This window comes from Burkholderia sp. Ax-1724, assembly GCF_011752995.1.
Classification (GTDB): Bacteria; Pseudomonadota; Gammaproteobacteria; order Burkholderiales; family Burkholderiaceae; genus Paraburkholderia.
Genome location: NZ_VWWL01000027.1, coordinates 1 through 26,518 on the forward strand (window position 1 = coordinate 1; position 26,518 = coordinate 26,518).

A 26,518-nucleotide genomic window follows, 5' to 3' on the forward strand; every position below is an offset into this window, starting at 1 on the left:
GTGAAACGACTCCACGCCGATGATAGTGCGGATTGCCCGTGTGAAAGTAGGTAATCGTCAGGCTCCTCATGCTGTAACACGGACCCCGGCTTCTCACTCTGAGTGCCGGGGTCCGGCCGTTTACGGCCCGATTCCTCTCTAATGCCAGCATGGATTCGCTGGCCGCACGGGAGCGTCGGGCAGAACTGTCAAAAACCGGGCCACTCTATTCGCTGATCTACAGCAAGGCACGGCAACACTCACCCACTACGCCTCACTTCCCCTGCGCGAGAAACTTCTGCGCCAGCCGAACCCAATAAGTCGACCCGACCGGCAGTAATTCATCGTTGAAGTCATAGCTTGCGTTATGCAGCATGCAAGGGCCCGCGCCGTGTCCAGCTTCCCGATGCCCGCCTTCTCCGTTGCCCAGAAAGGCGTAGCAACCCGGTTTCGCCAGCAACATGAAGGAAAAATCCTCAGCGCCCATTGTCGGCTCGACGGCATCGTCGACATTTTTCGTACCGACAATCTCCTTCATCACCGTCGCCGCAAAACGCGCTTCCTCGCCACTGTTGACCGTCGGCGGGTAGTTTCGATGGAAGCGGACCTGGACTGAGCAATCGTATGCTTCAGCGGTACTCTCCGCGATCTTGCGCATGCGCGTTTCGATCAGATCGAGCGTCTCCGTTGTGAAAGTCCGCACCGTTCCCGCGATCCACGCATCGTTCGGGACAACGTTGACCGCATCGCCGGCATGAATCTGGGTAATCGACAGCACCGCCGTATCTAGCGGCTTCTTGTTGCGCGTGATGATACTTTGCAGTCCATTCGCGATCTGCACCGCCGTAAAAACCGGATCGCGCCCATTGTGCGGCAGCGCGGCATGCGCGCCCACGCCCTTGATTTCGATGCGGAATTCGTTGCTCGACGCCATGATCGGACCTTCCGTCACCCCGAAGTGACCCGCCGGTATGCCCGGCCAGTTGTGGATGCCGAACACCGCATCCACTGGGAATTTCACGAACAGGCCATCGTCGATCATTGCTCGCGCACCAGCGCCGCCTTCTTCGGCCGGTTGGAAAATGAACACGATCGTGCCGTCGAAATCACCGTGCCTCGCCAGATATTGCGCTGCACCGAGCAGCATCGCGGTATGTCCATCATGACCGCACGCGTGCATCTTGCCGTCGTTTTTCGAGCGGTGCTCGAAGCTGTTGAGTTCCTGAATCGGTAGCGCATCCATGTCGGCACGCAAGCCAATCGCGCGCGTGCCGTTGCCACGTTTCAATACGCCGACCACACCTGTTTTACCCAATCCACGATGAGTTTCGATGCCCCATGACTCGAGCGTCCGGGCGACGAGATCGGCCGTCATTGCCTCCTCATAGCGCAGTTCCGGGTGGGCGTGGATGGTTCGTCGGAGAGTCTGGATTTCGCCGCGAGCGGCCTGGATTTCGGGGATCAGTTTCATGATGGCGTGATGGTGTGCTGGGCTTGCGTGGGATCGCTCGGGGCCGCTTGGCCCGGGCACGGAGATAATCGATTCTACGCCGAAGGTATTTTTGGCGGCACCACCCAGGTCGGCGGCCTGATGGCGTAATAAAATTCCACATTGCTCGTGCTCACCGTCTGCCTGGAAACATTTCGATGAATGCCCCGACCGAATTCGCACGTGCCGTGTGTCCGCACGATTGCCCCGACACCTGTGCGATGCGTGTGACCGTCGAGAATGGGCGGGCGATCAAGGTCGCGGGCGACCCGGAGCATCCGCCGACACAAGGCGTGTTGTGTACCAAGGTTAGCCGCTATGCCGAGCGTGTGTACCATCCGAACCGGCTAACCACGCCGATGAAACGCATCGGTCGCAAGGGCGAAGGGCGCTTTGAGCCGATCAGTTGGGACGCCGTGCTGGAACTGGCCGCGACTCGTCTGGCGGAGATCGCGCGCCGCGCACCGGAAGCGATTCTGCCGTACAGCTACGCCGGCACGATGGGGCTCGTGCAGAGCGAGAGCATTTCGCAGCGGCTTTTTCACAAGCTCGGCGCGTCCCAGCTTGACCGCACGATTTGCGCCGCGGCCGGCGCCGCGGGGCTGAAATACACGTACGGTGCGAGCATCGGCATGCACATCGAGTTTTTTGCCGAGAGCGAAGTCGTTCTGATCTGGGGCGCCAATCCGATCGCGTCGAATCTGCATTTCTGGACGCGCGCGCAGGAAGCCAAGCGTCGCGGCGCGCGGCTGATCGCAATTGATCCGTATCGCTCGCTCACCGCCGAGAAATGCCACCAGCACATTGCATTGAAGCTCGGCACCGATGCCGCTTTGGCGCTCGGCATGATGCATGTGCTCATCGAAGAAGACCGGCTCGACCATGCGTACATCGCCGCGCATACGCTGGGTTTCGCCGGGTTGAAGGAGCGCGCGCTTGGCTATCCGCCGTCGCGAGTTAGCGAGATTTGCGGTATCGAAGAGCGGACAATCGTAGAACTTGCGCGGCTTTACGGCAGCACGCAGAAGGCCGCGATTCGCCTGAATTACGGTCTGCAACGCGTGCGCGGCGGTGGCAATGCGGTACGCGCCATCGCGTGTCTGCCGGCGTTGACGGGGGCTTGGCGCGAACGTTCGGGTGGCGCGCTGCTGTCATCGAGTGGCTGGGCGCCGGTCGATTCGCATGCTCTGCAGCGTCCGGACCTGATGCCCGGCTGGCCGGCCAAGCCGAGCCGCGTCGTCAATATGAATGCGATTGGCGACGCGTTGCGGCATCCCGGCGACGCCGCGTTCGGTCCGAAAATCGAGGCGCTTGTCGTCTACAACTCGAATCCCGTGGCGGTCGCGCCGGACTCCGAGCGCGTTGCAGCCGGTTTTGCGCGCGAGGATCTGTTCACTATCGTGCTCGAACATTTCCAGACCGATACCGCCGACTACGCCGACCTGCTCCTGGCCGCCACCACGCAGCTCGAACACCTCGACGTGCACAAGTCGTACGGCCACACGCACGTGATGGCTAACCTGCCTGCGATCGCCCCAATCGGCGAAGCCCGCCCGAACACCGAAATCTTTCGCGGCATCGCGCGCCGCATGGGACTCGACGACACCGCGCTATTCGAGAGCGATGAAGCGATCGCGCAGGCCGCGTTCCGCTGGCAGGACAAAACGCTCGAAGGCATCGACTGGGCGACGCTGAAACAGAACGGCTGGGCCAAACTCAACCTGCCCGATGCACCTTTTGCCGACGGCGGTTTCCACACGCCATCCGGCAAGTGCGAGTTCTATAGTGAACGTCTCGCGCAGCAGGGGCTCGATCCGCTGCCCGACTATCTGCCGCCCCACGAATCCGCCGACGGCGCGCCCGAACTCGCCTCCCGTTATCCGCTCGCGATGATTTCGCCGCCCTCGCGCAACTTCCTGAACAGCACCTTCGTGAATATCGAGAGTTTGCGTGCGACGGAAGGTGAGCCGCATCTCGACATCCATCCAGCCGACGCTCACGCGCGAAACATCGCCGACGGCGAGCAGGTGCGTATTTTCAACGACCGAGGTTCGATGCAGGCGCGCGCCCGCGTGACCGACAGGGCGCGCGAAGGGCTCGTGGTCGGATTGTCGATCTGGTGGAAAAAGCTCGCGCCGGACGGTCGCAACGCCAATCAGCTGACGAGCCAGGCACTCACCGATCTCGGCGGTTCCGCCACGTTTTATGACTGTCTCGTCGAAGTCGAGCGAGCCTGAAATGCCCTCGGAAGGCCGGCTGCACGGCCACTCGGCATCCGAGACCCCACAGGTTCGAGTCAGCAGTCTAACCTCATCGCTTTCGTCGATAGCAATAATGTGTCCATGCTACGATGCGATTTTTAGCACGACCATTCGAAAATAATTCAGGAGACGCTGCATGGAGAAAATCTGGCTGAAATCTTATCCGCCCGGCGTTCCCGCAGAAATCAACCCTTCCCTTTATTCGTCGGTAGCCGAACTGCTCGAGGATGCGTTTCGCGAACACCGGGCCAAGCCGGCGTTCGTCTGCATGGGCAAGGAAATCAGATACGGCGAGCTCGACGAACTCTCGCGCAAGCTTGCCGCGTGGCTTCAGTCGAAGGGACTCGCGCGCGGCGCGCGAGTCGCGATCATGATGCCGAACGTGCTGCAATATCCGGCGGCGATCGCCGGCATCTTGCGCGCGGGCTACGTCGTCGTGAACGTGAACCCGCTCTACACGCCGCGCGAACTCGAGCATCAGTTGAAGGACAGCGGCGCTGAAGCGATTATCCTGCTCGAGAATTTCGCGGCAACGCTGCAGGCGATCGTGCGCAATACGGCGGTCAAGCATATCGTCGTTGCGACGATGGGCGACCTGATGGGCATCAAGGGCCCGCTCGTGAACTTCGTCGTGCGCAAGGTCAGGAAGATGGTGCCGGCGTGGAGCCTGCCGGGCCACATCAAGTTCAACGCCGCGATCGCGCAGGGCGCGGGTCTCGGTTTCAAACCCGTCCAGCAGGGACCGGACGACGTGGCGTTCCTGCAATACACGGGCGGCACGACCGGCGTGGCCAAGGGCGCGACGCTGCTGAACCGGAATCTGATCGCGAACGTGCTGCAATCGGAAGTGTGGCTCAATCCGGTGCGCGCGAATCGTACCGATATCGATCAGTTCATCACGGTCGTCGCGCTGCCGCTTTATCACGTGTTTGCGCTGACCGTGTGCGGCTTGCTGACGATCCGCACCGGCGGTCTCGGCGTGCTGATTCCGAATCCGCGCGATATTCCCGGCACGATCAAATCGCTGGAAGGCTATGCGATCACGACGATCCCTGCCGTCAACACGCTCTACAACGCGTTATTGAACAGCCCCGACTTCCACAAGCTCGACTTCTCGAAGTTGCTCACCGCGAACGCCGGCGGCATGGCCGTGCAGGAGGCGGTCGCGAAGCGCTGGTTCGAGGCAACGCGCACGCCGATCGTCGAAGGGTACGGGTTGTCGGAAACGTCGCCGTGTGCGACCTGCAACCCGGTCACGGTGACCGAATACAGCGGCACGATCGGTTTGCCGCTGCCGTCCACCGAAATCTCGATCCGCGATGACGACGGCAACGAAGTGCCGCTCGGCCAGGCCGGCGAAATCTGCATCCGCGGACCGCAGGTGATGGCGGGCTACTGGAACCGTCCGGACGAAACCGCGAAGGTCATGACCCCGGACGGCTTCTTCAAATCGGGCGATGTCGGCATGATGAACGCGGATGGCTTCGTGAAGATCGTCGACCGCAAGAAGGACATGATTCTCGTGTCGGGCTTCAACGTGTATCCGAACGAGATCGAGGACGTCGTGGCGAAGCTGCCGGGCGTGTTCGAAGTCGCTGCGGTCGGCGTGCCGGACCCGCATTCGGGCGAGGCGGTGAAGCTGTTCGTCGTGAAGAAGGACCCGGCGCTGACCGACGAGGACATCTTCGCGTACTGCAAGACGCAACTGACCGGCTATAAACGGCCAAAGGTCGTCGAATTCCGCACGGAACTGCCGAAGAGCAACGTCGGCAAGATTCTGCGCCGCGAGCTGCGCGACGGAAGGGCGTGAGCGCATCGGAGCGTGCCAGGTCGGCACGCTAACCGGCGAGTCAGATAGCAAACAGGAAAACCCGGAAGAAAAACCCGGCGGACGAAAGCCAGCCGGGTTTTTCTTTGTCGAGATTGCCGCCCGAGAGAACCGCGCACGGCAAACACCCGGCACCGCGAATCCACCGGTTCCCCGGCTAGCCACAAATGGCGAGCACAAAAAAAGGCGCCCGAAGGCGCCTTTGAGACAAACTGCGTTTTTACGACTTATTAGAACTTGTGACGGATACCGACGCGAGCCGTGAACTGGTTGGCGCTCGTCGAGCCGGTCAGGCCGTTGATGCCAGCCGTTGCAGCGACCACGCCATTGCCGGCTGCGTTCAGCACATCGCCCAGAGCATGCTGGTACACGCCGATCACGTACACGTCCGTACGCTTGGACAGGAAGTAGTCCACGCCCACAGCGCCTTGGTGGTACTGAGCCGTCGACGCACCTGCGATGCTCGCGCCACGCGTGTAGTCGTATGCAGCGCCGACCAGCAATGCCGGGGTCAGCTGATACTTGAAGTTGACTTCGCCGTTGTTGAACGTAGCCGACTGACCGCGGACGCTCGGTTGCGCGAACGTCGTGCCGAGGTTGGCGAAACGGATGTTCGAATACGTCAGGCCGATGGTAGCCGCGCCGAACGTGTATGCACCACCCGCACCGATCACCTGGTACGTGTTAGCCGACGTGTAAGCGCCGTAGACCGGCGAGGTCACTGCCGCGTTCGGTGCCGTGATCGTGCCGCCGTTGTTGAAGATACCGCCCGAAGCTGCCGGCGTACGTGCGTTCAAATAGCCGACGCCCAATTGCAGCGGACCGTTGTTGTAGCCAGCGCCCAACGACCAGATCTGGTTGCCGGAGAAGTTGCCTGCCTGGCCGCCGAGGCTATACGTGCCGCCGAACGTCAGGCCGCCGTAGTTCGCGCTCGTGAACTTGACCGTGTTGTTGGTGCGATACGCGTTGTTGAAGTTGTCGATATCGCCCGGGTGAGCAGCGATGTAGCCGCCCCACTGATCGCCCGCTTCGAACGGACCGACGTAGTCGACGACGGAGTCGTACTGACGACCCAGCGTGACCGTGCCGAAGTTGCTCGACAGGCCGACGTATGCCTGACGGCCGAACATCAGGCCGCCTTGGCCGAGCTTGCCGTTGGTCACGTCAAAGCCGTTTTCCAACACGAACAGGGCCTTCAGACCGCCGCCCAGGTCTTCCGTGCCGCGCAGGCCGAAACGCGAGCCTTGCAGAACGCCGCTGGACATGTCGTACTTGTGGTAGCCACCCGAGTTGGTGTTCATGTTGATACCAACGTCGACGATACCGTACAGGGTCACGCTGCTCTGCGCATGTGCGACGCCTGCGAATGCGCCCAGTGCTGCGAGAGCGAGAAGCGACTTTTTCATCGAATGATCTCCAAGGATTACGAATCTTTTGTACAAGGCGAAATATTTATCTAGGGCTCAAAGGCCTTGCTTGTCCAACTTCGCGAGAAGTTGCCACGTAATGTAACAAAAGGCATACATGCCACAAAGAAAAAGCGGAGGGCCTGGACGGCTCCTGTTTCGTTTACGCAACATGGTCTAGAATCGGAAATGGGTCGCCCATTTCATGCGGATTCGAGCTTTCCGCGCAGCCGGTTTTGCGTCGCAAAGCCTTGTCGCGCGGACCTTCCGCTGCGATGAGGCGCAGCTTGAATCGGGGAGCGTTTTATGTGGCTGGACGAGTTGATTGGCGAGTTTGATCGGGGTTTACGCTCACTGACGGGCGTGTCGCGGATGGGTCGTCCGCTACCGGTTCCACACGAGTCGGTGGCGACGGCCGAGGCACCCGAACTCTCGCCAGCGGAGCGCACGCACGCGGCCGGTTTGATGCGCGTGAACCATGTCGGCGAGGTCTGCGCACAGGCGCTTTATCAGGCGCAGAAACTCACCACGCGTTCGCCCGTATTGCGCGCCATGTTCGAGCACGCCGCCGCCGAGGAAGAAGACCATCTTGCGTGGACCGCGAAGCGTCTCGAGGCGCTCGACTCGCGTCCGAGTCTGCTGAATCCTCTTTGGTACGCGGGCGCGCTGGCGGTCGGTCTCGCGGCCGGGCGCATGGGCGATCGCGTAAGCCTTGGCTTCATGGCCGAAACCGAGCGTCAGGTGGAGTTGCATCTCGATAGCCATCTCGAGAAACTGCCGGCAGCCGATCACGAATCGCGCGCGATCGTCGAGCAGATGCGTATCGACGAAGCGCAGCACGGCCGGGCCGCGATGGATGCGGGCGGCGTCGAACTGCCGTTTCCCGCGCGCGCGCTGATGCGCGCGATGTCGAAGGTCATGACGCGCACGGCCTATTACCTATAAAACTGTCAAGCCGAACCGCCGCTGAAACCCGTTTTCCGAAACCGGGGCGGCGTTGCGCCCGCCGCTTCCTGTAAGCCCTCCGCAAGGCCTGTTTATCCCTCCCGATCCGTCTTAACGATCTCTTTCAATCCGCGTTGTTTCCCCGCACTTTTCACGTATCACCTTCACAAGTTTCACTAGCTCATTCATTTATAACGGTTTTCCGTTTTATATCTGACGTGAGGGAGTCGCGCTAAGTCCTTGTTCTAGCAAACAAAATTCGCTCGAAAAGCGGGCCGCTCCCTTGACCCGTGTTTAGCGTTCCTCTAAAGTGGGAGACAGTGTGAGAAAGTGTATTTTTGTGTGATCTCAACACCACTTTCGGGTAGATTTTTACGAATCGGGAAGCCGGCGCAATAGCGCTGCAAGAGGGGAGAGCGAAGTGTTCCAAGGGGCGTCGGCGCTGACGCTCGATGCGAAGGGGCGGATGTCGATTCCCTCTCGTTATCGGGATGCGCTGCAAACACAGGCAGAGGGACGGGTGACGATCACCAAGCACCCGGACGGCTGCCTGTTGCTCTTTCCGCGCCCCGAATGGGAAATCTTCCGCGACAAGGTCGACAAGCTGCCCATGAACGCAGCCTGGTGGAAGCGCATTTTTCTCGGCAATGCAATGGATGTGGATATGGACGGCGCAGGCCGTGTGCTCGTGTCGCCGGAGTTGCGCACGGCCGGCTCGCTGGAGAAGGAAGTGACCCTGCTCGGCATGGGCCGTCACTTCGAGTTGTGGGACGCACAGATTTACGCCGCGAAGGAACAGGCGGCGATCGCCGAGGGCATGCCCGACGCGTTGAAAGATTTCACGTTCTGATCGCAGCTTATTTATATGGCATCTGCGATGAGAAACGAGTTGCAGCATCGCACGGTGCTGCTGAACGAAGCGGTCGACGCGCTGGTGACGCGCGCGGACGGCACGTATGTGGACGGCACGTTCGGCCGCGGCGGGCATAGCCGTCTCGTGCTGGAGCGCCTGGGCGACGCGGGGCGGCTGATCGCGTTCGACAAGGACCCGCTCGCCATTGCGACGGCGCAACAGATCGGCGATCCGCGCTTTGGCATCGTGCATGAGAGTTTTGCTTCACTGCGCTCCGCGATGGCGGAGCGTGGCGTAGGACGGGTGTCGGGGGTGTTGCTGGATCTGGGCATTTCGTCGCCGCAAATCGACGATCCGGAGCGGGGCTTCAGCTTTCGCGCCGACGGCCCGCTCGACATGCGGATGGACCCGACGCGCGGCGAGTCCGCGGCTGACTGGCTCGCGCGGGCCACGGTGCAGGAATTGACGGAGGTGATACGAGATTATGGGGAAGAACGGTTTGCTTTTCAGATTGCAAAGGCGCTTGTTGCTCGCCGGGCAGAGTCCGACCGTCTTGGGCCTCTCGTCAGCACGGGCGAGCTTGCCCAAATCGTGGCTAACGTCGTCAAAACCCGTGAGAAGGGTAAGGACCCGGCAACCCGCACCTTTCAGGCTATACGGATTCACGTCAATCAAGAGCTTGCGGAGTTGCAAGTCGTTCTAGAAGCAGCACTGTCGTTGCTGGAGCAAGGGGGGCGGCTGGTGGTCATCAGCTTTCATTCGCTCGAGGATCGGATCGTCAAGCGATTCATGCAGGCGCACGCGAGCACGCCGGCGGTCGACCGCCGCCTGCCGATCCGCGCGGTCGACCTGCCGAGCCCCCCGCTCAAGATCATCGGCCGCGTATTCCCGGGCGACGCCGAGCTCGCCGACAACCCGCGCGCCCGTTCTGCCGTGATGCGCGTGGCGGAGCGGATCGCGCCATGAACCGTCTCAACATTTTCCTGCTGATCATCGTGATGGGCTGTGCCTTGTCGGTCGTCAACGCGACCAATCAGCAGCGTCAGATTTTCATCCAGCTGCAGCGCGCCCAATCGCAGGAGCGCCAGCTGCAGCAGGACTATTCGCAGCTTCAATATCAGCAGAGCGCGCTGTCGAAAACCTCGCGCATCGAGCAGATCGCCACCGCCTCGCTGAAGATGCAGTCGGTCACGACGGGCCGCACCCAGTACCTGACGCTCGACCCGGGCGCCGCGAAGGCCGTCGACGCGCCGATCCCCACTTCGGCACCGGCCTCGGCACCGGCGGCAACCCGGCGCGGAGGCGTGCGATGAAAAAATCGTCGGCTCGCAAGAGCGTTGCGTTTTCCGCCAATCCGATCCTGTCGGTGCGCCTGCCGATGTGGCGCTCGAAGCTCGTCGTGTTCATGCTGTTCATGGCGTTCGTCGCGCTCGCCGGGCGCGCGTTCTGGATTCAGGGACCGGGCAACGCGTTCTATCTGAAGCAGGGCGAAATCCGCTATCAACGCCGCATCGAATTGCCGGCCACGCGCGGCAAGATTCTCGACCGCAACGGTCTCGTGCTTGCCACGAGTCTGCCCGTGCGCGCGATCTGGGCGATTCCCGACGCGGTGCCGGACGATCTCGGCGCCGACAAGCTCGACTCGCTCGGGCGTCTGCTCGGCATGACGACGAAGGAGCTGCGCACGAAACTGTCGGAAGACAAGAATTTCGTCTACGTGAAGCGCCAGGTGCCGCTCGACGTCGCCACGAAAGTCGCCGCGCTCGACATCCCCGGCATCTACTCGCGCGAGGAATACAAGCGCTTCTATCCGGAAGGCGAGATCACCGCCCACCTGATCGGCTTCACGAACGTCGAGGACGAGGGCCAGGAAGGCGTCGAACTCGGCGACCAGAAGCTGCTCGCCGGCATGTCGGGCAGCCGCCGCGTCATCAAGGACCGCATGGGTCACGTGATCGAGGACGTGGACGAGCAGGTCGTGCCGCACAACGGGCAGGACGTCGATCTGTCGATCGACAGCAAGATCCAGTACATCGCGTATACGAACCTGAAAGCGGCCGTCGAGAAATTCAAGGCGAAGGCCGGCGCGGCGATGGTGATCGACGTGCGCACGGGCGAAGTGCTTGCGCTCGTCAATTACCCGACCTACAACCCGAACGACCGCTCGCACCTGACCGGCGACCAGCTGCGCAACCGCATCCTGACCGACACGTTCGAGCCGGGCTCGATCATGAAGCCGTTCACGATTTCGCTCGCGCTCGATCTGCACCGCGTGACGCCGACTACACTGGTTGATACGGGCAACGGCCACTTCGTACTCGATGGCGCGCCGATTACCGACGACGCCGGCTTCGGCGTGCTGACGGTCGGCGGCGTGATCCAGAAGTCGAGCAACATCGGCGCGACCAAGATCGCGATGCAGCTGCGGCCCGAAGAGATGTGGAACATGTACACCAGCATCGGTCTCGGCCAGGCGCCGAAGGTCGGTTTCCCCGGCGCGGCGGCGGGCCGTCTGCGTCCGTGGAAGAGCTGGCGCCGCATCGAGCAGGCGACTATGTCGTACGGCTACGGCCTGTCGGTGTCGCTGTTCCAGCTCGGCCGCGCATACACCGCGATCGCGCACGACGGCCAGCTCATGCCGGTGACGATTTTCCACACGCCGGGTGACCAGCCGGCCACCGGTCCGCAGATCTTCTCGCCGACCACCTCGCGCGAAGTGCGCACGATGCTCGAATCCGTCGTGTCGGCGCAGGGTACGTCGCCGGATGCGGCGGTGCCCGGCTATCGCGTCGGCGGCAAGAGCGGTACCGCGTACAAGCACGGTCCGCACGGCTACGACCACTCCAAATACCGCGCGTCGTTCGTCGGCATGGCGCCGATGCCGAATCCGCGCATCGTCGTCGCCGTGTCGGTCGACGAACCGACCGCGGGCAGCCACTTCGGCGGCCAGGTGTCGGGGCCGGTGTTCTCGGGCATCGTCGGCGACACGCTGCGCGCGCTCAACGTGCCGCCCGACATGCCCGTCAAGCAGATGGTCGTGACCGACGACTCGGCTCCGCCCGCGCCCGGTGCGCCGGCGACGCAAGCCACGGTGAAGAAGCTGTCCACGAGTCCCGGCGTGAAAAAGATGACCATTTCCGCCAACGCGAAAAATCGTCCCGGAGTCGAGCGATGAGCGTGCTGCGCGAGCAACATCCAGCGCACCGGCAGATCGCCGACGCCCTCGCCTGGCTGCACGAGCACGTGCGGCCAGGCGCGCAATTGCATGCCGACACGCGCTCGCTCGCGGCCGGCGACGCGTTCTTCGCCTACGCGGTCGACGGCGCGGACAACCGCCCGTTCATCGGCGCCGCGCTCGACCGTGGCGCGACGGCTGTGCTTGTGCAACCCGAAGGTTTCGCCGGCGCGCTCGACGCGTCGGTCGCGCACGCGGTGCCGGCGCTGAACGAACTGGCCGGCTCGATCGCGAGCGCATGGTACGGCGAGCCGAGCGATGCGATGCTCGCGGTCGGCATTACGGGCACGAACGGCAAGACTTCGTGCAGCCAGTGGATCGCCACGGCGCTCAGTGCACTTGGCACGCGCTGCGCGATCGTCGGCACGCTCGGTACCGGTTTCCCCGGCCAGCTCGTGCACACCGGCTTCACGACGCCCGACGCGCCGCAACTGCAACGCAGTCTCGCGCAACTGCGCGACGCGGGCGCGCAGGCGATCGCGATGGAAGTGTCGTCGCATGCGCTGCATCAGGGGCGCGTGAACGGCACTGCATTCGACATCGCCGTATTCACGAATCTCACGCAGGATCATCTCGACTATCACGGTACGTTCGACGCCTACGAGGCGGCGAAGGCACGCCTGTTTGCCTGGCCCGAACTGCAGGCAGCCGTGATCAATCGCGACGATGCCGCCGGCCGCCGTTTGCTCGCGGCCACGCGCGGCCATGCGCGCACCATCGCGTACGGCATCGAAGCCGGGCAAGGCAGCGTCGACGCCAAGGATGCGCCGCAAGCCGACGCGTGGCTCGTCGCCTCGAACGTGCGTGCCACGACCACCGGCACGGCGTTTCATCTGACTACCTCGGACTGGGGCAGCGCCGAAGTCGACGTGCAAACGCTCGGCGCGTTCAACGTGAGCAATCTGCTTGCGGTGCTCGGCACGCTGCTCGCCGCGGACGTGCCGTTCGACGCGGCGCTTGCCGAACTCGCGAAGCTCGAATCGGTGAACGGCCGCATGCAGCGCCTTGGCGGCCGTCTGCAAAACGATGAGCCGCTCGTCGTGGTCGATTACGCGCATACGCCTGACGCACTCGAAAAGACGCTCGACGCACTGCGCCCGATCGCCGCCGCGCGCGGCGGCGAACTCGTCTGCATGTTCGGCTGCGGCGGCGACCGCGATGCAACCAAGCGTCCGCTGATGGGCGCGATCGCCGAAAAGCTCGCCGACAGCGTTGTCGTTACGAGCGACAACCCGCGCAGCGAAGATCCGCAGTCGATCATCGAGCAGATCGTCGCGGGCATGCGGGACGCGTCGCGGACGCGCCGCATCGAAGACCGCGCGAGCGCGATCCTGCAGGCGATCCGCGGCGCCGCGCGCGAAGACGTCGTCGTGCTGGCCGGCAAGGGACACGAAGCCACCCAGGAAATCATGGGCAAGAAACGCGCATTCTCCGATCAGGACCACGCCCGCCTCGCGCTTGCCGCGCGCGCGACGCACGCACGCGGAGGTGGCGAATGAGCATGTTCTCGCTGCACGAAGCCGCCGCGCTGATTCCGGGCGCCACCGTGTCGGGCGACGCCGGCGCGCGTTTCGAGCGCGTCTCGACCGACAGCCGCAGTGCCGGCCCCGGCGACCTGTTCGTCGCGATCAAGGGCGACCGTTTCGACGCGCACGACTTCCTGCCGCAAGTCGCCGAGCGCAACGTCGCGGCCGTGCTCGTCACGCGCACGCCGGAGAACTGGAGCGTGCCCGCGATCCGCGTCGCCGAGACGCGCGCCGCGCTCGGCGCGCTCGCGCGCGGCTGGCGCCGCCAGTTCGGCATGCCGCTCGTCGCGGTCACAGGCAGCAACGGCAAGACCACGGTCAAGGAAATGATCGCGTCGATTTTCGCGGCCGCGGTCGGCGCGGATGCGCGTCTTGCCACCGCCGGCAATTTCAACAACGACATCGGTCTGCCGCTCACGCTGTTCCGTCTGCACGCCGCGCATCAGCTCGCGGTGGTCGAGCTCGGCATGAATCATCCGGGCGAAACCGAACTGCTCGCGAAGATCGCCGAGCCGACGGTTGCCGTCGTCAACAACGCGCAGCGCGAGCATCAGGAATTCATGGCGACCGTCGAAGCGGTCGCGCTCGAACACGCGAGCGTGATTCACGCGCTGGCGCCCGACGGCACGGCCGTGTTCCCCGCCGACGATGCCTACGCGAGCATCTGGCGCGTGGCCGCGACCGGCAACCGCATGCTCGATTTCGCGCTGAACAGCGCGGAGCGCACGACCGAAGCCGCGGTGACGGGCCGCTTCGACGGCCAGCGCCTGAGCATCGACACGCCGCAAGGCCACCTCGACGTCACGCTGCAGGTGCTCGGCGATCACAACGCGCACAACGCGCTCGCGGCGACTTCGGCGGCGCTCGCCGCGGGCGTGTCGCTCGACGCGATCCGGCGCGGTCTCGAATCGTTCGGCGCGGTGAAGGGGCGTCTGCAAGTGAAGCAGGCCGCGCTCGGCACGCTCGCGGGCGCCACCGTGATCGACGACACCTACAACGCGAATCCCGATTCGATGCGCGCCGCGATCGACGTGCTCGCGTCGCGCGCCGCGCCGCGCGTGCTCGTGATGGGCGACATGGGCGAAGTCGGCGACAACGGCCCGGCGTTTCATCGCGAAATCGGCGCGTATGCGAAAGAGCGCGGTATCGACGCGCTGTATGCAATGGGCGACGCCTCGCGCGACGCCTGCATCGCATACGGCGCGGGCGCGCACCACCTCGCCGATGTCGGCGCGCTGGTCGCGCAATTGCAGCAGGCCGGCTTCGGCGCGGCCGCAACGCTTCTCGTGAAAGGCTCGCGCTTCATGCAGATGGAGCGCGTGGTGGACGCCGTGACGAGTCCACAACCCAACGCCGCGGGCACGACGCCCGCGGCACATTGAAATAGAAGGAACCCGGCATGCTACTGGCGCTGGCGCAATGGCTGCAGAATGACGCAAGCTTCTTGCGCGTGTTCAGTTATCTGACGTTTCGCGCGGTGATGGCGACCATCACCGCGCTGTCGATCGGGCTCGTCTGCGGCCCGGCGGTAATTCGCAAGCTGACCGCGATGAAGGTCGGCCAGGCCGTGCGCAAGGACGGTCCGCAAACGCACCTCGTCAAATCCGGCACGCCGACGATGGGCGGCGTGCTGATCCTGCTCGGCATCGCCGTGGCCACGCTGCTGTGGGCCGACCTGACCAACCGCTTCATCTGGATCGTGATGCTCGTCACGTTCGGCTTCGGCGTGATCGGCTGGGTCGACGATTACCGCAAGGTCGTCTACAAGGACCCGCGCGGCATGTCCTCGCGCGAGAAGTATTTCTGGCAGTCGGTGATCGGTCTGTTCGCGGCGGTCTATCTCGCGTTCAGCGTGTCCGAGGCGAGCAACGTGCGCGTGTTCGACCTGTTCATGGCGTGGGTGCGCAGCGGCCTGTCGATGGGCTTGCCCGCGCGCGCCGACCTGATGCTGCCGTTCTTCAAGTCGATCAGCTATCCGCTCGGCGTGTGGGGCTTCATCGTGCTGACGTATCTCGTGATCGTCGGCGCGAGCAATGCCGTGAATCTGACCGACGGCCTCGACGGCCTCGTCATCATGCCGGTCGTGCTGGTGGGCGCGTCGCTCGGCGTGTTCGCGTACGTGATGGGCAGCTCGGTCTATTCGAAGTACCTGCTGTTCCCGCACATTGCCGGCGCGGGCGAATTGCTGATCTTCTGCTCGGCGATGGGCGGCGCGGGCCTCGCGTTCCTGTGGTTCAACACGCACCCGGCGCAGATGTTCATGGGCGACGTCGGCGCGCTCGCGCTCGGCGGCGCGCTCGGCACGGTCGCGGTGATCGTGCGTCAGGAAATCGTGCTGTTCATCATGGGCGGCATCTTCGTCGCGGAAACGCTGTCGGTGATGTTGCAGGTCACGTGGTTCAAATACACCAAGCGCCGCTACGGCGAAGGGCGGCGCCTCTTCAGGATGGCGCCGCTGCATCACCATTTCGAATTGTCGGGCTGGAAGGAAACGCAGGTGGTCGTGCGTTTCTGGATCATCACGTTGATGTTGTGCCTGTTCGGTTTGTCCACTCTCAAATTGCGTTAAGCAGCGGTATTTAAGGAAGCAGGCGATGTTCGGCGAGAAGTTTCGGGATCGGCAAAAGCCGAGGGTGCTCGTGCTGGGACTGGGTGAATCCGGTCTCGCGATGGCGCGCTGGTGCGCCAGGCACGGTTGTCGGCTGCGGGTGGCCGATACGCGCGAGGTGCCGCCGAACCTGTCCGCGCTCGAAGCGGATGGCGTCGATGCCGATTTCGTCGGCGGTCCGTTTGCGCCAGTGCTGCTCGACGGCGTCGAACTGGTCGCGATCAGCCCGGGGCTGTCGCCGCTCGCCGCCGATCTGCTGCCGCTGATCGCGGCGGCGCGCGAGCAGGGCATTCCGGTGTGGGGCGAGCTCGAACTGTTCTCGCAGGCCTTGCGCACGCTCGGCGAATCGGGCTACGCGCCGAAGGTGATCGCGATTACCGGCACGAACGGCAAGACCACGACGACGAGCCTGACCGGCCTGCTGTGCGAACGCGCGGGCAGGAAGGTCGCGGTGGCCGGCAACATCAGCCCGTCGCTGCTCGACAAGCTCTCCGAAGCGATCGACCAGACCGCGCTGCCCGACGTGTGGGTGCTCGAACTGTCGAGCTTCCAGCTGGAAACCTCGCATACGTTTGCGCCCGATGCGGCGGCCGTGCTCAACATCACGCAGGATCACCTCGACTGGCACGGCGGGCTCGATGCGTACGCGGCGGCGAAGGGGCGCATCTTCGGTACACAGACCGTGCGCGTGCTGAATCGCGACGACGCGCGCGTGATGTCGCTCGCGTCCGCGAGCGATGAAGCCGAGGTGATCACGTTCGGCGTGACCGAACCGCAGAACGACGGCGATTATGGTCTGCTGCGCGATAACGGCATGGTGTGGCTCGTCGAGGCGCACGATCGCGACGCGAGCGACGAACCGACACCGAAGCGCCGCCGCAAGAACGAAGCGGCCGCCACGCCGGACATCGCGCTGAAGCGCCTGATGCCCGCCGACGCATTGCGCATCCGCGGCTTGCACAACGCCGCGAACGCGTTGGCCGCGTATGCGCTCGCGCGCGCGATCGGCCTGCCCGGCGCGCCGTTGCTGCATGGCTTGCGCGAATATCGCGGCGAGCCGCATCGGGTGGAACTGATCGCGTCGATCGACGGCATCGACTACGTGGACGACAGCAAGGGCACCAACGTCGGCGCGACGGTCGCCGCGCTCGACGGTCTCGCGCAGCGCATCGTGCTGATCGCCGGCGGCGACGGCAAGGGCCAGGCGTTCGAACCGCTCGCCGCGCCGGTCATGCGCTGGTGTCGCGCGGTGATGCTGATCGGCCGCGACGCGCCGCAGATTCGCGCGGCGCTTGAGCACAGCGGCGTCGCAATGACGGATCACGCGACGCTCGAAGAAGCGACGCGCGCTGCCGCCGCGCTCGCTCAGCCTGGCGACGCGGTGCTGCTCTCGCCCGCCTGCGCGAGCCTGGACATGTTCAGGAGTTACGCACATCGGGCCGAGGTATTCCGCGGCACGGTGGAAGACATCGCGGCCGAACGGGGGACGATGATATGAGCTGGTCGGAACGTTTCGGCTCGCGCGAAGCAGCCGGCAGTAGCGCCGGCCCGGCGCGCGCCGCTGGCCGCACGGGCGGCAGCGGTCTCGCGAGCGCGGTCAACGGCGTGCGTCCGCTGCGCTCGCGCATGCTCGACTACGACCACTCGCTGCTGTGGGTCGTGGTCGCATTGCTCGGGCTCGGCATCGTGATGGTGTATTCGGCGTCGATCGCAATGCCCGACTCGCCGAAGTACGCCTCGTATCACGACTATGCGTTCCTCGTGCGCCAGGTCATCTTCGTCGTGATGGGCGCCGTGGTCGGCGTCGTGTCGTTCCGCATTCCGATTTCGACGTGGGACAAGTACGCGCCGAAGCTCTTCCTGATCTCGCTCGCTGCGCTCGTGATCGTGCTGATTCCGCACATCGGCAAGGGCGTGAACGGCGCGCGCCGCTGGATTCCGCTCGGCATCACGAACATGCAGCCGTCGGAAATCATGAAGCTCGCGGTGACGATCTACGCAGCGAACTACACGGTGCGCAAGCAGGAGTACATGCACAGCTTCGCCAAGGGCTTTCTGCCGATGGCGGTCGCGGTCGGTCTTGTCGGCGCGCTGCTGCTGCTCGAACCGGACATGGGCGCGTTCATGGTGATCGCGGCGATCGCGATGGGCGTGCTGTTCCTCGGCGGTGTGAACGGCAAGCTGTTCGGCGGCCTCGTCGCGACCGCGGTGGGCACCTTCAGTCTGCTCGTGTGGGCGTCGCCGTGGCGTCGCGAGCGGATCTTCGCGTACCTCGATCCGTGGGACGACCGCTACGCGCAGGGCAAGGCCTATCAGCTGACGCACTCGCTGATCGCGTTCGGCCGCGGCGAGTGGTTCGGCGTGGGCCTCGGCGGCAGCGTCGAGAAGCTCAACTACCTGCCGGAAGCGCATACCGACTTCATTCTCGCGGTGATCGGCGAGGAACTCGGTTTCGTCGGCGTGCTGGTCGTGATCCTGATGTTCTACTGGATCGTGCGCCGCTCGTTCGAGATCGGCCGTCAGGCGCTCGCGCTCGACCGCACGTTCGCGGGTCTCGTCGCCAAGGGCATCGGCCTCTGGTTCGGCGCGCAGACCTTCATCAACATGGGCGTGAACCTCGGGCTTCTGCCGACCAAGGGGCTCACGTTGCCGCTCGTCAGTTACGGCGGTTCGGGCATTCTGCTGAACTGCGTCGCTATCGCTGTCCTGATGCGGGTGGATTACGAGAACCGGGTGCTGATGCGCGGGGGCAAAGTATGACGGCTCTGCCACAACGCACGCTGATGGTGATGGCCGGCGGCACCGGGGGACACGTGTTCCCGGGGCTCGCGGTCGCGCACCGGATGCAGGCGTGGGGCTGGAAAGTCGTGTGGCTCGGCAACCCGGCGGGCATGGAAGCGACGCTCGTGCCGAAGCACGGCATTCCGATGGAGTACGTGCGTTTCGGCGGCGTGCGAGGCAAGGGTCTGAAGACCAAGCTGATGCTGCCGGTGAACCTGCTGAGCGCCTGCACGCAGAGCTTCTCCGTGCTGCGTCGCGTGAAGCCCGATGTCGTGCTCGGCATGGGTGGCTACATCACGTTTCCGGCCGGTCTCATGACCGCGCTGAGTGGCCGGCCGCTCGTGCTGCACGAACAGAATTCGATTGCGGGTCTCGCGAACAAGGTGCTCGCGAAGCTCGCGAAACGCGTGCTCGTTGCGTTCCCGAATGCGCTGCCGCACGGCGAATGGACCGGCAATCCGATCCGTGAGGAACTTGCGCGCGCGAATGCACCCAAAGCTCGCTACGCGCAACGCAGCGGTCCGCTGAACGTGCTGGTGGTGGGCGGCAGTCTCGGCGCGGCGGCGTTGAACGAAGTGGTGCCGCGCGCGGTTGCGCTGCTGGGCACCAACGAACGTCCGCGCATCGTGCATCAGGCGGGGGCCAAGCATATCGACGCGCTGCGCGAGAACTACGCGGCAGCCGGCTTGCAGGCGGGTGCCGACGTCTCGCTCGTGCCGTTCATCGACGACATGACGAGCGCCTACGAAGCGGCCGATCTGGTGATCTGTCGCTCGGGCGCGATGACGGTGTCGGAGATTGCGGCGGTCGGCGTCGCGGCGTTCTTCGTGCCGTTCCCGTATGCGGTGGACGATCACCAGACCACCAACGCAGCGTTTCTCGCCGACAACGGCGCGGCGCTGGTCGTGCAACAACGCGATCTGTCGGCGCAAAAGCTCGCCGACTGGTTGCGCAGCCGGACACGCGAAAGTCTCGCGGAGATGGCGGAGCGTTCGCGCTCGCTCGCGAAACCGGATGCCACCGAACAGGTCGCGCAGATCTGCGCGACGGTGGCGGGTGCGGGTTCGACGGCGGGCATGAGCCCTGAAGGAAAGCAATGAAACACATCGTCAAACATATTCATTTCGTCGGCATCGGCGGTGTCGGCATGAGCGGCATCGCCGAGGTGCTCGTCAATCTCGGCTATCAGGTGAGCGGCTCGGACCTGTCGGGCAACGCGGTCACCGAACGTCTCGCCGCGCTCGGCGCGCGCATTTCGATCGGCCACGCGGCGGAAAACATCGAGGGGGCGAACGCGGTGGTCGTGTCGACCGCGGTGCGCAGCGACAACCCCGAAGTACTCGAAGCGCGTCATCGCCGCATTCCGATCGTGCCGCGCGCGGTGATGCTCGCGGAGCTGATGCGCCTGAAGCAAGGCATCGCGATTGCCGGCACGCACGGCAAGACCACGACCACCTCGCTCGTCGCGAGCGTGCTCGCGGCGGGCGGGCTCGATCCGACCTTCGTGATCGGCGGGCGGCTGATCAGCGCGGGCGCGAATGCGCGCTTGGGCACCGGCGACTTCATCGTTGCCGAGGCCGACGAATCGGACGCGTCGTTCCTGAACCTGTTCCCGGTGATCGAAGTCATTACGAACATCGACGCCGATCATATGGATACCTATGGTCACGACTTCGCGCGTCTGAAGCAGGCGTTCATCGAATTCACGCACCGTCTGCCGTTCTACGGCATCGCGGTGCTGTGCGTCGACGATCCGAATGTGAAGGAGATTCTGCCGTTCGTGTCGAAGCCGATCATCCGCTACGGCTTCGCGGCCGATGCGCAGGTGCGCGCGGTCAACGTCGAGGCGCGCGAAGGCCGCATGCATTTCACCGCGATGCGCGAAGACGCGGCGCCGCTCGACATCACGTTGAATCTGCCGGGCGAGCACAACGTGCAGAACGCGCTGGCCGCGATCGCGATTGCGACTGAACTTGAAGTGAAAGATGCCGATATCCAGCGAGCGCTTGCGGATTTCAACGGCGTCGGCCGGCGCTTCCAGCGCTACGGCGAAGTGCCGGTTATGAGCAACGGCGAGGCCGCCGGCGCCTACACGCTGGTGGACGACTACGGTCATCACCCGGTCGAAATGGCGGCCACGGTGGCAGCGGCGCGCGGCGCGTTTCCGGGCCGGCGTCTCGTGCTGGCATTCCAGCCGCACCGCTTCACGCGCACGCGCGACTGCTTCGAGGATTTCGTGAAGGTGCTGTCGACTGTCGACGCGCTCGTGCTGACCGAGGTCTACGCGGCCGGCGAAGCGCCGATCGTCGCCGCGGACGGCCGCGCGCTCGCGCGCGCGCTGCGCGTCGCGGGCAAGGTCGAGCCGGTGTTCGTCGATACGGTCGATGAAGTGCCGGACGCGCTCTCCACCGTGGTGCGCGACGGCGATGTGGTGATTACGATGGGCGCGGGTTCGATCGGCGGTGTGCCGGGTCGCCTCGCTCAGGAACAGAAGGTGTGAGATGAGCAGCATCAAATCCGATCAACTCGCTAAACAATTCGGCAAGGTGGCCGTGCTGCTCGGTGGAGATTCCGCCGAGCGCGAGGTGTCGCTCAATTCCGGGCGGCTGGTGTTGCAAGGCCTGCGCGACGCGGGCATCGACGCGCATCCGTTCGACCCGGCCGAGCGTCCGCTGTCCGCGTTGAAGGAAGAGGGTTTCGTGCGCGCGTTCAACGCGCTGCATGGCGGTTACGGCGAGAACGGCCAGATTCAGGGCGCGCTCGATTTCTACGGCATCAAGTACACCGGTAGCGGCGTGCTCGGCTCGGCGCTCGGTCTCGACAAGTTCCGCACCAAGCTCGTGTGGCAGCAGCTCGGTATTCCGACGCCGCCGTTCGAAGCGGTGCTGCGCGGCGACGACTACGCAGCGCGCTCCAAAGAGATCGTCGCGAAGCTCGGTCTGCCGCTGTTCGTGAAGCCGGCCAGCGAAGGGTCGAGCGTCGCCGTCATCAAGGTGAAGAGCGCGGACGCGCTGCCGGCCGCGCTGCTCGAAGCCGTCAAGCACGACCGTATCGTGGTGGTCGAGAAGAGCATCGAGGGCGGCGGCGAATACACCGCGTGCATCGCCGGCAATCTGGACCTGCCGGTGATCCGCATCGTGCCGGCCGGCGAGTTCTACGACTACCACGCGAAGTACATCGCCAACGACACGCAGTACCTGATTCCGTGCGGCCTGCCCGCCGACGAGGAAACGCGCCTGAAGCAGCTCGCGCGCCGCGCGTTCGACGTGCTCGGCTGTACCGACTGGGGCCGCGCCGACTTCATGCTCGATGGCGAGGGCCAGCCGTATTTCCTCGAAGTGAACACGGCGCCCGGCATGACCGATCACTCGCTGCCGCCGAAAGCGGCGCGCGCGGTCGGCATCAGTTATCAGGACCTGGTGGTCGGCGTATTGGCGCTGACATTGAACGACTAATCAAGGCAATCGCAAGCAACACCATGTGGAACAACGTTCGCCAGCTCAATCTCGCCAGCAATGCCTTGCATGCGTTGCTGGTGCTCCTGCTGCTGGCGGCGGGCGGTTACTGGCTGATCCAGCGCCCGAATTTCGCGTTGCGCGAAATCCAGATCGACGGCGACACCGAGCATATCAATTCGCCGACGGTGCGCGCCGGCGTGGTCGGCAAGTTGAAGGGCAACTTCTTCACCGTCGATCTCGACGTCGCGCGGCAGGCCTTCGAGCAGATGCCGTGGGTGCGCCACGCGAGCGTGCGGCGCGTCTGGCCGAATGCACTGGCTGTCACGCTGGAGGAGTACAAGCCGCTTGGGACGTGGGGCAGCGATCAGCTCGTGAGCGTCGACGGCGAGCTGTTCACGGCGAACCAGGGCGAGCTCGACGAGGATCTGCCCGCGTTCGACGGCCCGGACGGTACGGCAAAGGAAGTCGTCGCGCGTTATCACGACTTCCAGAAGTGGTTCGCGCCGCTCAATGCGACGCCCGAGGAAGTAACGCTGTCGCCGCGCTACGCGTGGACGGTGAAGCTCTCGAACGGCACGCAGGTGGAGCTGGGGCGCGAACGCAATCAGGACACGCTCGCCGATCGCAGCAGGCGTCTGACCGCGGCATGGAACGCGGTCACGCAACGTTGGGGAAAGGATATCGAGTATGCGGACTTGCGCTATCCGAACGGTTTCGCGATTCGTGCCGCTGGCATGCGCTTCATCAGCGAACCCGACAAGGGCAAGAAGTAAACGGACATCACACGCAATGAGCACGCTATGAGTAAAGACTATAAGGATCTGCTGGTCGCCCTCGACATCGGGACGTCGAAGGTCGTGGCCATCGTCGCCGAGTTGAAGGGCGAGGGCCACTACGAGGTGATCGGTCTCGGCCAGAGCGAATCGAAGGGGCTCAAGAAAGGCGTGGTGGTGAACATCGAAGCCACCGTGCAGTCGATCCAGCGCGCGCTCGAGGAAGCCGAGCTGATGGCCGACTGCAAGATCACGAACGTGTTCACCGGCATCGCCGGCAGCCATATCCGCAGCTTCAATTCGAGCGGCATGGTCGCGATCAAGGAGAAGGAAGTCACGCAGGCCGACGTCGCGCGCGTGATCGAAACCGCCAAGGCGATCAACATTCCGACCGACCAGCAGGTGCTGCATATCCTCACGCAGGAATTCATCATCGACGGTCAGGAAGACGTGCGCGAGCCGATCGGCATGAGCGGCATCCGCCTCGAAGTGAAGGTGCATATCGTTACCGGCGCCGTGAGCGCGGCGCAGAACATCGTCAAATGTGTGCGCCGCTGCGGCCTCGAAGTGAACGACCTGATCCTGCAGCCGCTCGCGTCGTCGCTCGCGGTGCTGACGGAAGACGAAAAGGAACTGGGCGTGGTGCTCGTCGACATCGGCGGCGGCACGACCGACATCGCGATCTTCAGCGAAGGCGCGATTCGCCACACGGCCGTGATTCCGATCGCCGGCGACCAGATCACGAGCGACATCGCGATGGCGCTGCGCACGCCGACGCCGGACGCCGAAGACATCAAGGTCGACTACGGCATCGCCAAGCAGGCGCTCGCCGATCCGGACGAGATGATCGAAGTGCCGGGTCTCGGCGAGCGCGGTCCGCGCACGCTGTCGCGCCAGGCGCTCGCGGCCGTGGTCGAGCCGCGCGTCGAAGAACTGTTTTCGCTCGTGCAGCAGGTCGTGCGCGAGTCGGGTTACGAAGAACTGCTGAGCTCCGGCGTGGTGCTGACGGGCGGCGCGTCGATGATGATCGGCATGGTCGAGCTCGGCGAGGACATTTTCCTGAAGCCGGTGCGCATCGGCGTGCCGGAATACGCGGGCGGTCTCGCCGACGTGGTGCGCAATCCGCGCTACTCGACGGCGATGGGCCTGCTCGTCGAAGGCCGCTCGCAGCGCATGCGCGGGCGCAAGGTTGCGGTGCAGTCGGGGTCGATGGGGCAGGTGTTCTCGCGCATGAAGGACTGGTTCCTCGGCAACTTCTGATTACAGGTTTCGAGAAATTCGCGCTGGTGCCGGCGGCTGGCGCGCGACAGGGGGTTGCCCGATCTCCTGCCGGATAACGCCGAGTGGCGGTACTTTTTTATCTTGACGGAGGCAACATGGAATTCCAGATGCTGGAAACCGAAACGAACGGCACCATCATCAAGGTCGTCGGAGTCGGTGGCGCTGGCGGCAATGCCGTTCAGCACATGATCAACAAAGGCGTGCAAGGCGTCGACTTCATCGTGATGAACACGGACGCGCAGGCACTGTCGCGTTCGCGTGCCACCGCGGTGATCCAGCTCGGCAACACGGGTCTGGGCGCGGGCGCGAAGCCGGAAATGGGCCGCGCCGCCGCTGAAGAAGCCCGCGAGCGCATCGCCGACGCACTGCGCGGCGCGCACATGGTGTTCATCACCGCCGGCATGGGCGGCGGCACCGGCACGGGCGCGGCACCGGTCGTGGCGCAGATCGCGAAGGAGATGGGCATTCTGACCGTCGGTGTGGTCAGCAAGCCGTTCGAATTCGAAGGCGGCAAGCGCATGCGCGTCGCGGAAGCCGGTTCGCAGCAACTGGAGGATCACGTCGACTCGCTGATCGTCGTGCTGAACGACAAGCTGTTCGAGGTGATGGGCGATGACGCCGAGATGGACAAGTGCTTCCAGTGCGCTGACGACGTTCTGAACAACGCGGTGGCGGGCATTGCGGAAATCATCAACGTCGACGGTCTCGTGAACGTCGACTTCGAAGACGTGAAGACCGTGATGGGCGAGCAGGGCAAGGCGATGATGGGCACGGCGACGGTTGCCGGTGTCGATCGCGCGCGCCTCGCGGCCGAACAGGCCGTCGCGAGCCCGCTGCTGGAAGGCGTCGATCTGTCGGGCGCGCGCGGCGTGCTGGTCAACATCACGTCGAGCCGTTCGCTGCGTCTGTCGGAAACGCGCGAAGTGATGAACACGATCAAGAGCTATGCCGCGGAAGATGCCACGGTGATCTTCGGCGCGGTGTACGACGATGCGATGGGCGACGCGCTGCGCGTGACGGTCGTCGCAACGGGCCTCGGCCGCGCGGCGAAGAAGCAGCAATCGGCACCGATGACGCTGCTGCGCACCGGCACCGACAACCAGCCGGTCGGCGCGATGCAGCATGCTGCCTACGCACCGGCGGCGGGTCACGCGAGCACGGCCGACTACGGCGCGCTGGATACGCCGGCAGTGTGGCGCACCTCGCGCGACACCGCGGCCTCGCACGTGCAGGCGCTGCAGGAAAAGGGCGTCGACACGTACGACATTCCGGCGTTCCTGCGCAAGCAGGCGGACTGAGCGCGCGGGCAGGCTTTCGTTGCCGCGCTGCGGGTTGTATTGCGGTGCAGCGCTGGCGGACGAATGCACGAGCGTGGCGGGTGAACGGCAAAGAGGTCGCGTATCGTCTGATTCGCGGCAGGGGCGACTGCCCTCTGTGGATTCGCGAAACGGACCGGGCGACTGCCGCCGGGCGGCGCAGCCTGTAGTTGTGTAGTTGGGCTGACGCTGGATTTCACTGCGACACGACGACGTGCGAGCGTGCTTCGCATCGATGCAAAGGACTGAGCATGATCAAGGCAGGTGACAAGCTACCCGACGCGACGCTCTTCGAGTTTGTCGAAGACGAGCGGGCGGGCTGCACGATCGGACCGAACAGTTTCGACGTGCGCGGGCAGACGGCGGGCAAGCGCGTGGTGATCTTCGGATTGCCCGGCGCGTTCACGCCGACCTGTTCGGCCAAACATGTACCGGGTTATGTCGAGCACGCCGAGCAGTTGCGCGCTGCCGGCATCGACGAGATCTGGTGCGTGTCCGTCAACGACGCGTTCGTGATGGGCGCGTGGGGACGCGATCAGCACACCTCGGGCAAGGTGCGCATGATGGCGGACGGCAGTGCGGCTTTCACGCGGGCGCTCGGTCTGGAGCAGGATCTGTCGGCGCGTGGCATGGGAATCCGTTCCCTGCGCTACGCGATGGTGGTCGACGACGGCGTGGTCAAGACGCTGAACGTCGAAGCTGCCGGCAAATTCGAAGTCAGCGATGCGGCGAGTATTCTCGCTACGTTGAGCTAGTTGCTGGCGTCGCACCTTCGCCGC

At 64.4% G+C, this 26,518-nt stretch carries 21 protein-coding genes; 19 read left to right on the top strand and 2 right to left on the bottom strand.

Annotated elements, in window-relative coordinates:
* Positions 1-253: 253 nt before the first annotated feature.
* Positions 254-1,450 carry a M20 aminoacylase family protein gene (locus F3J19_RS27195; RefSeq protein ID WP_167048659.1) on the bottom strand — a complete coding sequence of 399 codons (1,197 nt, stop codon included), beginning with the start codon at positions 1,448-1,450 and terminating at the stop codon, positions 254-256.
* A gap of 176 nt (positions 1,451-1,626) precedes the next feature.
* Between F3J19_RS27195 and F3J19_RS27200 the strand changes: the two genes are divergently transcribed.
* Both F3J19_RS27200 and F3J19_RS27205 read left to right on the top strand, forming a co-directional pair.
* Positions 1,627-3,705 (top strand): molybdopterin oxidoreductase family protein, encoded by a 2,079-nt coding sequence (locus F3J19_RS27200; RefSeq protein ID WP_167048661.1) that lies wholly within the window; start codon positions 1,627-1,629, stop codon positions 3,703-3,705.
* A gap of 160 nt (positions 3,706-3,865) precedes the next feature.
* Positions 3,866-5,539 (top strand): long-chain fatty acid--CoA ligase, encoded by a 1,674-nt coding sequence (locus F3J19_RS27205; RefSeq protein ID WP_167048663.1) that lies wholly within the window; start codon positions 3,866-3,868, stop codon positions 5,537-5,539.
* A gap of 248 nt (positions 5,540-5,787) precedes the next feature.
* On the opposite strand, the gene F3J19_RS27210 is transcribed toward F3J19_RS27205, so the two are convergent.
* The gene (locus F3J19_RS27210) at positions 5,788-6,963 is read right to left on the bottom strand and encodes a porin (protein ID WP_167048665.1); all 1,176 of its coding nucleotides are present in this window, start codon (positions 6,961-6,963) and stop codon (positions 5,788-5,790) included.
* 306 nt (positions 6,964-7,269) lie between these two features.
* Between F3J19_RS27210 and coq7 the strand changes: the two genes are divergently transcribed.
* The 17 genes from coq7 (at position 7,270) to F3J19_RS27295 (ending at position 26,494) form a co-directional block, all read left to right on the top strand.
* On the top strand, positions 7,270-7,908 hold the full coding sequence (gene coq7, locus F3J19_RS27215) for a 2-polyprenyl-3-methyl-6-methoxy-1,4-benzoquinone monooxygenase (protein ID WP_167048667.1): 639 nt from the start codon (positions 7,270-7,272) through the stop codon (positions 7,906-7,908).
* A 421-nt stretch (positions 7,909-8,329) separates the two neighbouring features.
* Complete coding sequence (mraZ, locus tag F3J19_RS27220; RefSeq protein WP_167048669.1) at positions 8,330-8,758, top strand: division/cell wall cluster transcriptional repressor MraZ; 429 nt, start codon at positions 8,330-8,332, stop codon at positions 8,756-8,758.
* Positions 8,759-8,773: 15 nt separating this feature from the next.
* Positions 8,774-9,727: a 16S rRNA (cytosine(1402)-N(4))-methyltransferase RsmH gene (rsmH, locus tag F3J19_RS27225; protein WP_167048671.1), complete on the top strand. Its 954-nt coding sequence runs from the start codon at positions 8,774-8,776 to the stop codon at positions 9,725-9,727.
* Complete coding sequence (gene ftsL / locus F3J19_RS27230) at positions 9,724-10,074, top strand: cell division protein FtsL (RefSeq protein ID WP_167048673.1); 351 nt, start codon at positions 9,724-9,726, stop codon at positions 10,072-10,074. The genes rsmH and ftsL overlap by 4 nt, the downstream gene beginning before the upstream one ends.
* Positions 10,071-11,936: a penicillin-binding protein 2 gene (locus F3J19_RS27235; protein ID WP_167048675.1), complete on the top strand. Its 1,866-nt coding sequence runs from the start codon at positions 10,071-10,073 to the stop codon at positions 11,934-11,936. The genes ftsL and F3J19_RS27235 overlap by 4 nt, the downstream gene beginning before the upstream one ends.
* Entirely contained in the window at positions 11,933-13,495 is a 1,563-nt protein-coding gene (locus F3J19_RS27240; RefSeq protein WP_167048677.1) for a UDP-N-acetylmuramoyl-L-alanyl-D-glutamate--2,6-diaminopimelate ligase, read from the top strand. Before F3J19_RS27235 ends, F3J19_RS27240 begins: the two co-directional genes overlap by 4 nt.
* Positions 13,492-14,904: a UDP-N-acetylmuramoyl-tripeptide--D-alanyl-D-alanine ligase gene (gene murF / locus F3J19_RS27245; protein ID WP_167048679.1), complete on the top strand. Its 1,413-nt coding sequence runs from the start codon at positions 13,492-13,494 to the stop codon at positions 14,902-14,904. Before F3J19_RS27240 ends, murF begins: the two co-directional genes overlap by 4 nt.
* 17 nt (positions 14,905-14,921) lie before the next feature.
* Positions 14,922-16,091: a phospho-N-acetylmuramoyl-pentapeptide-transferase gene (gene mraY, locus F3J19_RS27250; RefSeq protein ID WP_167048681.1), complete on the top strand. Its 1,170-nt coding sequence runs from the start codon at positions 14,922-14,924 to the stop codon at positions 16,089-16,091.
* 25 nt (positions 16,092-16,116) lie between these two features.
* Positions 16,117-17,628 carry a UDP-N-acetylmuramoyl-L-alanine--D-glutamate ligase gene (murD, locus tag F3J19_RS27255; RefSeq protein WP_167048683.1) on the top strand — a complete coding sequence of 504 codons (1,512 nt, stop codon included), beginning with the start codon at positions 16,117-16,119 and terminating at the stop codon, positions 17,626-17,628.
* Positions 17,625-18,890, top strand: coding sequence for a putative lipid II flippase FtsW (ftsW, locus tag F3J19_RS27260; RefSeq protein WP_167048685.1), 1,266 nt, complete (start codon positions 17,625-17,627; stop codon positions 18,888-18,890). Before murD ends, ftsW begins: the two co-directional genes overlap by 4 nt.
* Positions 18,887-20,011, top strand: a complete 1,125-nt coding sequence (murG, locus tag F3J19_RS27265; protein WP_167048687.1) for an undecaprenyldiphospho-muramoylpentapeptide beta-N-acetylglucosaminyltransferase — start codon at positions 18,887-18,889, stop codon at positions 20,009-20,011. The genes ftsW and murG overlap by 4 nt, the downstream gene beginning before the upstream one ends.
* Positions 20,008-21,411 carry a UDP-N-acetylmuramate--L-alanine ligase gene (murC, locus tag F3J19_RS27270; protein WP_167048689.1) on the top strand — a complete coding sequence of 468 codons (1,404 nt, stop codon included), beginning with the start codon at positions 20,008-20,010 and terminating at the stop codon, positions 21,409-21,411. The genes murG and murC overlap by 4 nt, the downstream gene beginning before the upstream one ends.
* 1 nt (position 21,412) lies before the next feature.
* Complete coding sequence (locus tag F3J19_RS27275; protein ID WP_167048691.1) at positions 21,413-22,366, top strand: D-alanine--D-alanine ligase; 954 nt, start codon at positions 21,413-21,415, stop codon at positions 22,364-22,366.
* A 23-nt stretch (positions 22,367-22,389) separates the two neighbouring features.
* Complete coding sequence (locus tag F3J19_RS27280) at positions 22,390-23,142, top strand: cell division protein FtsQ/DivIB (protein ID WP_167048693.1); 753 nt, start codon at positions 22,390-22,392, stop codon at positions 23,140-23,142.
* Positions 23,143-23,169: 27 nt separating this feature from the next.
* Entirely contained in the window at positions 23,170-24,402 is a 1,233-nt protein-coding gene (gene ftsA / locus F3J19_RS27285; RefSeq protein WP_167048695.1) for a cell division protein FtsA, read from the top strand.
* 116 nt (positions 24,403-24,518) lie between these two features.
* Entirely contained in the window at positions 24,519-25,721 is a 1,203-nt protein-coding gene (ftsZ, locus tag F3J19_RS27290) for a cell division protein FtsZ (protein WP_167048697.1), read from the top strand.
* A 269-nt stretch (positions 25,722-25,990) separates the two neighbouring features.
* A complete protein-coding gene (locus F3J19_RS27295) occupies positions 25,991-26,494 on the top strand; it encodes a peroxiredoxin (protein ID WP_167048699.1) in 504 nt (167 codons plus the stop codon).
* Positions 26,495-26,518: the final 24 nt, after the last annotated feature.

What these genes read in the sequence shown, in the direction of transcription:
- F3J19_RS27195 (WP_167048659.1), bottom strand. Translation starts at nt 1,450, where the DNA reads ATGAAACTGATCCCCGAAATCCAGGCCGCTCGCGGCGAAATCCAGACT.
- F3J19_RS27200 (WP_167048661.1), top strand. Translation starts at nt 1,627, where the DNA reads ATGAATGCCCCGACCGAATTCGCACGTGCCGTGTGTCCGCACGATTGC.
- F3J19_RS27205 (WP_167048663.1), top strand. Translation starts at nt 3,866, where the DNA reads ATGGAGAAAATCTGGCTGAAATCTTATCCGCCCGGCGTTCCCGCAGAA.
- F3J19_RS27210 (WP_167048665.1), bottom strand. Translation starts at nt 6,963, where the DNA reads ATGAAAAAGTCGCTTCTCGCTCTCGCAGCACTGGGCGCATTCGCAGGC.
- coq7 (WP_167048667.1), top strand. Translation starts at nt 7,270, where the DNA reads ATGTGGCTGGACGAGTTGATTGGCGAGTTTGATCGGGGTTTACGCTCA.
- rsmH (WP_167048671.1), top strand. Translation starts at nt 8,774, where the DNA reads ATGGCATCTGCGATGAGAAACGAGTTGCAGCATCGCACGGTGCTGCTG.
- ftsL (WP_167048673.1), top strand. Translation starts at nt 9,724, where the DNA reads ATGAACCGTCTCAACATTTTCCTGCTGATCATCGTGATGGGCTGTGCC.
- F3J19_RS27235 (WP_167048675.1), top strand. Translation starts at nt 10,071, where the DNA reads ATGAAAAAATCGTCGGCTCGCAAGAGCGTTGCGTTTTCCGCCAATCCG.
- F3J19_RS27240 (WP_167048677.1), top strand. Translation starts at nt 11,933, where the DNA reads ATGAGCGTGCTGCGCGAGCAACATCCAGCGCACCGGCAGATCGCCGAC.
- murF (WP_167048679.1), top strand. Translation starts at nt 13,492, where the DNA reads ATGAGCATGTTCTCGCTGCACGAAGCCGCCGCGCTGATTCCGGGCGCC.
- mraY (WP_167048681.1), top strand. Translation starts at nt 14,922, where the DNA reads ATGCTACTGGCGCTGGCGCAATGGCTGCAGAATGACGCAAGCTTCTTG.
- murD (WP_167048683.1), top strand. Translation starts at nt 16,117, where the DNA reads ATGTTCGGCGAGAAGTTTCGGGATCGGCAAAAGCCGAGGGTGCTCGTG.
- ftsW (WP_167048685.1), top strand. Translation starts at nt 17,625, where the DNA reads ATGAGCTGGTCGGAACGTTTCGGCTCGCGCGAAGCAGCCGGCAGTAGC.
- murG (WP_167048687.1), top strand. Translation starts at nt 18,887, where the DNA reads ATGACGGCTCTGCCACAACGCACGCTGATGGTGATGGCCGGCGGCACC.
- murC (WP_167048689.1), top strand. Translation starts at nt 20,008, where the DNA reads ATGAAACACATCGTCAAACATATTCATTTCGTCGGCATCGGCGGTGTC.
- F3J19_RS27275 (WP_167048691.1), top strand. Translation starts at nt 21,413, where the DNA reads ATGAGCAGCATCAAATCCGATCAACTCGCTAAACAATTCGGCAAGGTG.
- F3J19_RS27280 (WP_167048693.1), top strand. Translation starts at nt 22,390, where the DNA reads ATGTGGAACAACGTTCGCCAGCTCAATCTCGCCAGCAATGCCTTGCAT.
- ftsA (WP_167048695.1), top strand. Translation starts at nt 23,170, where the DNA reads ATGAGTAAAGACTATAAGGATCTGCTGGTCGCCCTCGACATCGGGACG.
- ftsZ (WP_167048697.1), top strand. Translation starts at nt 24,519, where the DNA reads ATGGAATTCCAGATGCTGGAAACCGAAACGAACGGCACCATCATCAAG.
- F3J19_RS27295 (WP_167048699.1), top strand. Translation starts at nt 25,991, where the DNA reads ATGATCAAGGCAGGTGACAAGCTACCCGACGCGACGCTCTTCGAGTTT.